This window comes from Nostoc sp. DedQUE07, from assembly GCF_034530975.2.
GTDB lineage: Bacteria > Cyanobacteriota > Cyanobacteriia > Cyanobacteriales > Nostocaceae > Nostoc.
In genome coordinates, this window is record NZ_JAVRCC020000022.1 from 112,309 (window position 1) to 119,844 (window position 7,536).

Here is a 7,536-nt window from a genome sequence, read left to right on the forward strand (position 1 = left end):
TCGCTAACAACCTATTAGCAAGATGGTTTCAGGTTTTTACCGCTAGTCTTGCTTAACTTTTGCACCAAGGAATTTAATTAGGTTGACCTACTTTCTCATTTTTGAGTTGAGTCAAGCACCTCTAAATATTTTTAAAACTAGCTCTAGTCGGGGTGATAGCCCCGATCTACTTTCTCCTCTGCGTAAGTTCTTAAGTTATGAAATACCAAACTGTACTTCAACACAGTGAAGAAGACTGTGGTGCTGCCTGCCTTGCTACTATTGCCAAACACTACGGACGCACCTTTGCCATTAGTCGAATGCGGGAAGTAGTTGGTACAGGATCGCGGGGAACCAGTCTGCTGGGTTTGAGGCGGGGTGCAGAAACTCTAGGATTTAATACTCGTCAAGTCAAAGCCTCAGAGCAACTGCTCGACCAATTGCATAAAGCCCCTCTACCCGCGATCATTCACTGGAAAGGCTACCACTGGGTCGTTTTATATGGGCAAAAGGGGAGAAAATACGTAATCGCTGATCCTGGTGTAGGCATCCGCTATCTCACCCGCGAGGAGTTGCTCGAAGGGTGGGGCAATGGCATCATGCTGCTGCTAACGCCAGACGACAGCCGCTTTTATCAGCAATCAGATGATAAAATTGGGGGCTTTGGGCGTTATCTGATGCGGGTTTTGCCCTATCGCGCTATTCTCATTCAAGCGATCGCAATTAACATCGTCATCGGTCTGCTCTCCCTTGTCTCTCCTTTGATGATGCAATTGCTCACCGATGACGTACTTGTGCGGGGAGATACCCAGTTGCTAACCGTCGTGGCGATTGGGGCGATCGCTATGAGTCTATTTAGCAGTGCGATCGGTTTGGTACAATCTCACCTAATTGGTCATTTTGGTCAACGACTGCAATTAGGACTGATTCTAGAATATGGACGACAACTGTTGCGTTTGCCCCTCTCGTACTTTGAAGGACGACGCAGTGGGGAAGTAGTTAGCCGCATTGCCGATGTGAATCACATCAACGAGCTAGTTTCTCAAATTGTCCTCGGTTTACCCAGCCAATTTTTTATCGCCTTGGTTTCCTTGGGTTTCATGCTGTTTTACAGTTGGGGGCTGACTTTGGCTTCCCTGGCTGCCTTTATGATTGTCACCCTTGTTAACCTGCTTTTTCTCCCAGCTTTGCGCCAGAAAACCCGGAATGCGATCGTGTTGGGTACAGAAAACCAAGGCTTTCTCGTTGAAACTTTTCGCGGTGTCCAGGTGCTAAAGACGACCCAAGCCACTCCCCAAGCTTGGCAAGAGTATCAGGCAAATTATGGTCGGCTTGCTAACTTGGGCTGGAGTACGATGAAGCTGGGGCTTTACAGTGGCACAATTACTAATATTATTTCTACTTTTACTAATATTGCCTTACTGTGGTTAGGTTCATACTTGGTGATTAATCGTACTTTGAGCATTGGTCAGTTGCTAGCATTTACTGGTATGAGTGGCAACTTTCTCGGCTTTTTGAGTTCAGTCATCGGCTTAGTTGATGAGTTTATCACCGCCCAGATTGTCATCCAACGCCTGACGGAGGTGATTGATGCTACCCCAGAAGACCAAAAGGACGAGAAAAAGCCTTGGGCAGAACTTAAGGGCAATATAGATATTACTTGCACCAACCTTAATTTCCACCATGCAGGTAGAGTTGACTTGCTGCAAGATTTTTCGCTGATTATCCCTGGCGGTCAAGTGGTTGCCCTAATTGGTAAATCTGGGTGTGGTAAAAGCACCCTCGCCAAACTGCTTGCTGGTTTATATTTCCTCCAATCTGGCAATATCCGCTATGGCATCTATAATCAGCAAGACCTCTCAATGGAATGTCTGCGGCAACAGGTAGTGCTAGTACCTCAAGAACCTCACTTCTGGAGTCGCTCAATTCTTGAAAATTTCCGCTTCAGCTATCCTCAAATCGCCTTTGAACAAATTGTCCAAGCTTGCGAGATTGCTGGTGCAGATGAGTTTATTAGTAAACTACCCGATAAGTATCAAACTGTTTTAGGCGAATTTGGCGCGAATCTTTCTGGTGGACAACGACAGAGATTAGCGATCGCTAGAGCTATAGTTACTGACCCACCCATATTAATTTTAGATGAATCCACTGGCGCTCTCGACCCAGTGAGTGAAGCCAAACTGTTAGATAAACTGCTATCCCATCGGCTGGGCAAAACCACAATTATGATTAGCCATCGCCCCAAAGTGATTGGGCGCGCTGATTGGATTGTACAGATGGAAGAAGGGCGTTTGAAAATCCAAGGCACTCCAGAGGCTCTGCGCCATCAACCTGGTGAACACTTAGACTTCTTAGACGGTGTTGATCTATTTACAAATGGTTTAGTAGCTAAATCTTCCAATCACTCTAACGGCAAATTCAGCGCAATCAGCAAATAAAATCATCTATGACTTACGCATTGACAAAAAATATCATCCATGCATCTAAATAACAACTCATTGTTCAACATTCAACAGAGGTTAAAGAATGAATACAAAATTTTCAAAGCTGTATTTTACGATCGCTGTCTCGGCTGCAATCATCGGTAGTGCTTCTGTCGCGTTGTCTGCTGTTGTATCGTTCAGCGATGCTACTGCCACATCTACTAGTGGTTCGTTTGTTGCGGACAACGCTATTGACAAAAATAAGAATACCCACTGGGAGGCTGCCGCCCGTGGTGCTTCCATAATTGCGAGATTCAATAGCTGCCAGCGCGTAGACGATCTGGTGCTTAACTGGTACGGCACGAACAAGTATACCTACAGCGTAAAGCTTTCCAAGGACAATGGTGCAACTTGGACTACTGTGGTCAGTAAAACCTCTGGCAAGGGCAATGAAAACAAGCAAAACGTCGACGACCAAGCCGCCAACGCGATCGAGATCGTGGGTGATAACGATTCTAGATTGCGTATCGACGAATTGAAGATTAATTCCCTGGGTTCGACCAATGGCTGTACGAGCAGTGGTACTTCCAATCCCTCAACTGGTGAGAGCAGTGGTACTTCAAATTCCTCAACTGGTGAAAGCAGTGGTACTTCAAATTCCTCAACTGGTGAAAGCAGTGGTAACGCTCAAAACCCGGCCGATGTGCTTGATCTAAGCAAGTGGAAGATCACCCTGCCAATCAGCTTGAATTCCCCGCCCAACTCAAACAAGGCAACGGAAATTAAGCAGCCGCAACTCAAGACATACAGTAATTCAGAATATTTTCGTCTGAATGCTGCGAAGAATGGTGTGCTTTTGAAAGCGATCGCTGGCGGCGCACGTACAAGCACAAATACTGCTTACGCCCGTTCTGAACTGCGTGAAATGCAGGGTGATGGAACGGAATCCGCTGCTTGGAACTGTAAGAATACCGATCGTGGCATGTACCTGGAACAGACCCTGTTACACACCACCACGAAAAAGCCGGAAGCCACCATCGCGCAGATCCATGACTCAAAAAACGACCTGATGATGGTGAAGTACTTCGGCCCTTCCTTTGCCAACGGCTCGACGGACATCGGCAAGCTTGAAGCCCGCTTCAACAACGACACTACTACCAAGCTTCTCGACAGTACCTATAAAATCGGCGATCCAATGACTATCGACATTGCTGTTACATCCGGTGGCAATGTTAACGTCACCTATAAAAACCTACGTTCAGGTGTAACCAATAGTACTGGTACAGTAAAGCTGACGGGTATTATCGGTTCCTGTTACTTCAAGGCAGGCATATATATTCAAGCTTGTTCAAAAACTGATATTTATGGCAACACCAACACTGTGTGTGCGAACAAAAACTTATCTGCTAATAAATACGAGACTGACCCTTACGCTTACGCCGAAATAGAAGTACGCAAAATTACCCTACGCTAATCCGCAGAAGCTTTCAGCTTTTGTGATGTCTGGCTTTCTTAATTTTAAATTTTGAATTTTGAATTGGTATTATCCTGTCTGGCTTTCTTAATTTTGAATTTTGAATTTTGAATTTAATTACATTGTCTGTCTAATTTGTCAATACGTAAGTTCAATCATCATGGTTAGCTATTCCAACTCAGACTACTTGCCCCCAATTCAAGACAACGAGTTTCTCCCGCCACTTGGTCGTTGGACTACTTGGGGCGGACTAGTTCTTGTCTGTGCTGTGGGATTAGGCGTTCCACTTGCCTCTATTACCAAATATAAAGTGACTGTTAAAGGACAGGCTGTTGTTCGTCCTGCTGGTGAGTTACGGCTCGTTCAAGCTGCTACGGAAGGTCAGGTAATGCGTGTCTTTGTTGCAGAGAATCAAGTTGTCAAAAAAGGCGATGTGATTGCTACTATTGACAACTCGAAGCTAGAAACTAAAAAGAGCCAACTGCAAAGTAGCATTGGGCAAAGTCGTTTACAACTTTTTCAAATTAATGCCCAGATTAATGCGATTAATAACCAAGTTTTAGCTGAAACTGAGCGTGTCAACCGTGTTATCGCTGGCGCTGAAGCTGAATTAAGCGGTCGTAGCCGGGACTATCAAGATAAACTTATTACTACTGCTACTGATGTAGAAGAAGCATCTGCAAATGTCAAAGCCGCAGATGCTAGTCTCAAAGCTGCCCAGTCAAAGCGAAATCGCTATGAGACTGTAGCCAAAGCCGGAGCCTTGTCTCAAGATCAATATGAGGAAGCACAACTAGCTGTTCGCCAGCAAGAACAAGCTCTCCAAGCAGCTAAAGCTAAATTGCAAAATGTCCAAACTGCTCTTAATCCTAGTAATGCACAAGTAGCGATCGCTTCTCAACGCATTGCTCAAGAAAAAGCTACCGGTCAAGCTAACATTGCTACTTTAAATAAAGAACGCCTTGCTTTAATCCAGCAACGAATTGAAATTCAAAAACAGCTAGAACGCGACACCCGCGAACTCCAACAAGTAAATATCGACCTCAACCAGGCTGTGATTACTGCCACAGCAGACGGGATTATTTCTAAATTAAATCTGCGAAACTCCGGTCAAACAGTGCCTGCTGGAGAGGAAATTGCCCAAATTGTCCCCAGTGATGCTCCCTTGGAAGTTAAGGCTGCGATCGCACTTCAAGATAAAAATAAGTTAAAACAAGGTCAAACGGTACAAATGCGGGTTTCTGCCTGTCCTTATCCAGATTATGGTACTCTCAAAGGCAAGGTTAAGACGATTTCCCCGGATGCGATTGCACCTGTTGGGAATGCTGCTAATGCCAGTACCGCAACATCTGCCAGCCAAAAGATGGCAGCCGTTGGTACATTCTATGGGGTAACAATTGAGCCAGAAAGCCTTTCTCTAGGTAGGGAAAAACATCAATGTGCTATCCAATTAGGAATGGAGGGTACAGTCGATATTATTTCTAGAGAAGAGACTGTGATGCAATTCTTTTTGAGGAAGGCAAGGTTGATTGCAGACATTTAGTGCATTGGCGTAGCCCGCACTTCGGCAAGCTCAGTGACCACCGCAGGCATTGCATTGTAACTATTCGTAATTATTTCTCGCAATCCTACTGTGGGTTTTCTATCTATCCTTATAAGAGGGTGTAGTGTACTTGCTAGTTATTCAAGGGTTGCAATGTTTAAAATGACGCGATGTAGGCAGCATTGGTGCTGGAAATTCGCACTGGGAAGTTGGTTGGTGATGGGTAGTGCGATCGGCGAAGGTGTATTGCAGACATTCACTTTCCCTTTTAATTGCGCTTTTGCCCAAATTACCCCCGATAGCACTCTACCCAATAATTCGAGAGTTACAACACAAAATAACATCAGTACCATTGAAGGGGGAACCCAAGCTGGAAGCAACTTATTCCACAGTTTTGGGGAATTTTCTGTCCTCACTGGCGGCACTGCAATATTTAATAATGCTGCGGATATTCAAAATATTATCAGTCGGGTAACGGGTGGATCGGCTTCTAATATTGATGGGTTGATTCGGGCTAATGGTACAGCTAACCTGTTTCTAATTAATCCCAATGGAATTGTATTTGGTCAGAATGCTCAATTAAATATTGGTGGTTCTTTTGTTGCGAGTACAGCTAATGCACTGCAATTTGGAAATGTCGGATTTTTTAGCGCAACTGAGAAAAATATCCCTTCACCATTGTTGACTATTAATCCTTCAGCATTGCTATTTAATCAGATTAATCAAAACGCAACAATTCAAAATAATTCAGTTGCACCCGCAGGAAAAGATCCAGCAGGCTTTGATGCATTTGGTTTACGAGTGCCAGATGGAAAAAGTTTACTGCTGATGGGTGGTAATGTCAGCATGGATAGGGGACGATTAAATGCTTTTGGTGGACGAGTTGAGTTAGGAGGATTGGGCGAACCTGGTAGTGTAACGCTGGGTGTAGACGGCAATAATCTCAGCTTGATATTTCCTGCGGATGTTGCGCGAGCTTCGGTATCCCTTACTAACCAAGCTGCGATATATGTAGAAGGTGCTGGTGGCGGTAATATTGCAGTGAATTCCAAGAATCTAGAGATTTTAGGAGGAAGTATTTTAAGCGGTGGTATTGGGCAAGGTTTAGGGACATCTGAAACAGTTGCAGGAGATATCACGCTTAATGCTACTGGAGAAATCAAAGTTGCTGGCGGGAGTAGTGTTCAGAATCTTGTGCGTTTAGGGACAGTTGGTAATGGGGGTAACATTACTATTGATTCTAGTTCTTTCTCATTACGCGATGGCGCTCAACTTGAAGTCTCAACCTTTGGACAAGGGAATGCAGGGAATGTGACAGTGGGGGCACTCAATGCTGTTGACCTTGCAGATGCTGGCATCCTCAGCACAGTGGAAGCAGGGGGCGTAGGTAAGGGAGGTAATATCGACATCAATGCTGCAACACTATCACTAATTGATGGCAGTCAACTAGTAACCATTACTCGTGCTGCATTTAATACCCAACCAGCAGGACGAGGGGATGCGGGGAATGTCAATGTCAATGTTACAGGTACTGTTGATATTGCTGGGGAGAAAAATGGTCTTTTTAGTGCGATTGGTAGCAGTGTGGAAACGGGGACAGTTGGCAATGGAGGTAACATTACTATCGATTCTGGTTCCTTCTTGTTAAGCGATCGCGCTGTACTTACTGCCTCAACTTCGGGACTTGGGAATGCGGGGAATGTGACAGTGCGGACACTTGATGCTTTTACAGCCGCTAGTAATACTTACATCTTCAGCACAGTGTCAGCAGGAGGTGTAGGTAAGGGAGGTAATATCGACATTAATGCTGCAAAAGTGTCACTAATTGATGGCGCTCAACTTATTGCCTCAAGCTTTGGACAAGGAAATGCAGGGAATGTCACAGTGCGGGCACTTGATGCTGTTGACCTTGCAGATGCTGGCATCTTCAGTACAGTAGAAGCAGGGGGTGTAGGTAAGGGTGGCAATATCGACATTAATGCTGCAAAACTATCACTAATTGATGGCGCTCAACTGGCAACCGTTACTCGTAGAGCATTTAATACCCAGCCAGCAGGACAGGGGGATGCGGGGAATGTCAATGTTAATGTTACAGGTACTGTTGATATTGCTGGGGA

4 protein-coding genes are annotated in these 7,536 nt (G+C 45.0%); all 4 read left to right on the plus strand.

Annotation, left to right across the window (positions count from 1 at the left end; genetic code table 11):
* The first annotated feature begins 197 nt into the window (after nt 1–197).
* Nucleotides 198–2,417, plus strand: a complete 2,220-nt coding sequence (locus RMZ95_RS18130) for a peptidase domain-containing ABC transporter (protein WP_322685054.1) — start codon at nt 198–200, stop codon at nt 2,415–2,417.
* Between the two features lie 88 nt (nt 2,418–2,505).
* Nucleotides 2,506–3,876, plus strand: a complete 1,371-nt coding sequence (locus RMZ95_RS18135) for a polysaccharide lyase family 7 protein (RefSeq protein WP_409882957.1) — start codon at nt 2,506–2,508, stop codon at nt 3,874–3,876.
* Between the two features lie 160 nt (nt 3,877–4,036).
* Nucleotides 4,037–5,419, plus strand: coding sequence for an HlyD family secretion protein (locus RMZ95_RS18140; protein ID WP_322685056.1), 1,383 nt, complete (start codon nt 4,037–4,039; stop codon nt 5,417–5,419).
* 162 nt (nt 5,420–5,581) lie between these two features.
* Nucleotides 5,582–7,536: filamentous hemagglutinin N-terminal domain-containing protein (locus tag RMZ95_RS18145; RefSeq protein WP_409882959.1), on the plus strand; the 1,955-nt coding region annotated here is incomplete at its 3' end.